Genomic DNA, 2097 nt, shown 5'->3' with positions numbered 1-2097 from the left:
TTGGCGCTTCCGCCGACGTCTGGTGTCAGGACGCCATCGGCACAGACCTTCTCGACCGCCCGCATCAGCCGATCGGCGGCAGCCTGCTCTCCCAGATGCTCCAGCATCTGCGCCGCCGTCCAGAAGGTCGCGACCGGGTTGGCGATCCCCTTTCCGGTGATGTCGAAGGCCGACCCGTGGATGGGCTCGAACATCGAGGGATACCGCCGCTCGGGGTCGATGTTGCCCGTGGGAGCCACGCCTAGGCTGCCCGCCAGCGCCCCCGCCAGATCCGAGAGGATATCGGCATGCAGGTTGGTGGCGACGATGGTGTCGAGGCTCTGCGGGTTCTTGACCATCCGCACGGTCATTGCGTCGACCAGCATCTTGTCCCAAGCCACGTCGGGAAACTCGGTCGAGACCTCGGCCGCGATCTCGTCCCACATCACCATGCCGAACCGCTGCGCGTTCGACTTGGTCACCACCGTCAGCAGCTTGCGCGGGCGGGACTGCGCCAGCTTGAAGGCATAGCGCATGATCCGCGTGACGCCGACGCGGGTGAAGATCGCCACCTCGGTCCCGACCTCCTCGGGCAGACCCTTGTGGGCGCGGCCGCCGTGACCGGAATATTCCCCCTCGGAGTTCTCGCGCACGATGACCCAGTCCAGATCGCCCGGTCCGACATTGGCCAAGGGCGACTGGATGCCCGGCAGGATCTTCGTGGGCCGCACGTTGGCATACTGGTCAAAGCCTTGGCAGATCGGCAGTCGCAGCCCCCACAGGGTGATGTGGTCGGGCACGTCCGGCGCGCCGACGGCACCGAAGAAGATCGCGTCGAAGGCCTTGAGCTGCTCGGGCCCGTCCTCGGGCATCAGGGCGCCGGTCTTCTTGTAGCGCTCCGAACTCCAGTCGAACTCGGTCACGTCGAAGGCAAAGCCGCCGTCGCGCCGCGCCAGCGCGTCCAGCGCCTGCAGGCCGGCGGCGATGACTTCGGGGCCGATGCCGTCGGCGGGAATTGCGGCGATCTTGTAGGTCTTCATGCGAAATCTCTTCCTGAAGTCATGTCAGTGCGTCGGCGATGGCCTTGCCGCAGGTCACGGTATCCGCGGCTCCGCCCAGATCGCGCGTGCGCAAGGCCGGCTCGGCCAGCACCCGCTCGATGGCGGCGACGATGCCGGCGGCGGCTTCGGCGTGCCCCAGGTGTTCAAGCATCATGGCCCCCGCCCAGATCTGGCCCACGGGGTTGGCGATCCCCTGGCCCGCGATGTCGGGGGCCGAGCCGTGCACCGGCTCGAACAGCGACGGGAAGAGGCGCTCGGGGTTGATGTTGCCCGACGGGGCGATGCCGATCGTGCCAGTGCATGCCGGTCCAAGGTCAGACAGGATATCGCCGAACAGGTTCGAGGCCACGACCACGTCGAACCTGTCCGGATGCAGCACGAACAGCGCCGTCAGGATGTCGATGTGATACTTGTCGACCGCAACGCCGGGATAGGTCTTGGCCATTTCGGCCACACGCTCGTCCCAATAGGGCATGGTGATGGAAATGCCGTTCGACTTGGTGGCCGAGGTCAGCTTGCCGCCCCGCTTTTCCGCCAGATCGAAGGCGAAGCGCAGGATGCGGTCCACCCCGACGCGCGACATGACGGTCTCCTGCATGACGATTTCCCGATCGGTGCCGGGGAACATCCTGCCGCCGATCGAGGAATATTCGCCCTCGGTATTCTCGCGCACGATCATCATGTCGATGTCGCCCGGCTTGCGTCCTGCCAACGGCGATGTCACGCCCGGCATCAGGCGGGCCGGGCGCAGGCTGACATACTGGTCGAACTCTCGCCGGAACTGGATCAGGGAGCCCCAGAGCGAGATGTGGTCCGGCACCTGGTCCGGCATGCCGACCGCGCCGAAGAACAGCGCGTCATGGCCGCCGATCCGGTCCTTCCAGTCGTCGGGCATCATCTGCCCGTGCTTCGCGTAATAGTCGCAGGACGAGAAATCGAAGTCGTCGAAGCGAAGGTTCAGCCCATAGCGGCCGGCAGCGGCCTCGAGGACGCGGATGCCCTCGGGCATGACCTCCTTGCCGATCCCGTCGCCCGGGATGACGGCGATCCTTGCGTG

At 66.3% G+C, this 2097-nt stretch carries 2 protein-coding genes; both read right to left on the bottom strand.

Annotated features, from left to right (window positions below):
• On the bottom strand, positions 1-1019 hold a 1019-nt coding region (locus OC159_RS19855; RefSeq protein WP_265502954.1), incomplete at its 3' end, for a tartrate dehydrogenase.
• 19 nt (positions 1020-1038) lie between these two features.
• On the bottom strand, positions 1039-2097 hold a 1059-nt coding region (locus OC159_RS19850), incomplete at its 5' end, for a tartrate dehydrogenase (RefSeq protein WP_407674166.1).

It is taken from the genome of Paracoccus beibuensis (assembly GCF_026162625.1).
GTDB lineage: Bacteria > Pseudomonadota > Alphaproteobacteria > Rhodobacterales > Rhodobacteraceae > Paracoccus > Paracoccus beibuensis.
The sequence above is the reverse complement of the archived record's forward strand: the minus strand, read 5'-3'. Positions and strand labels throughout refer to the sequence as shown.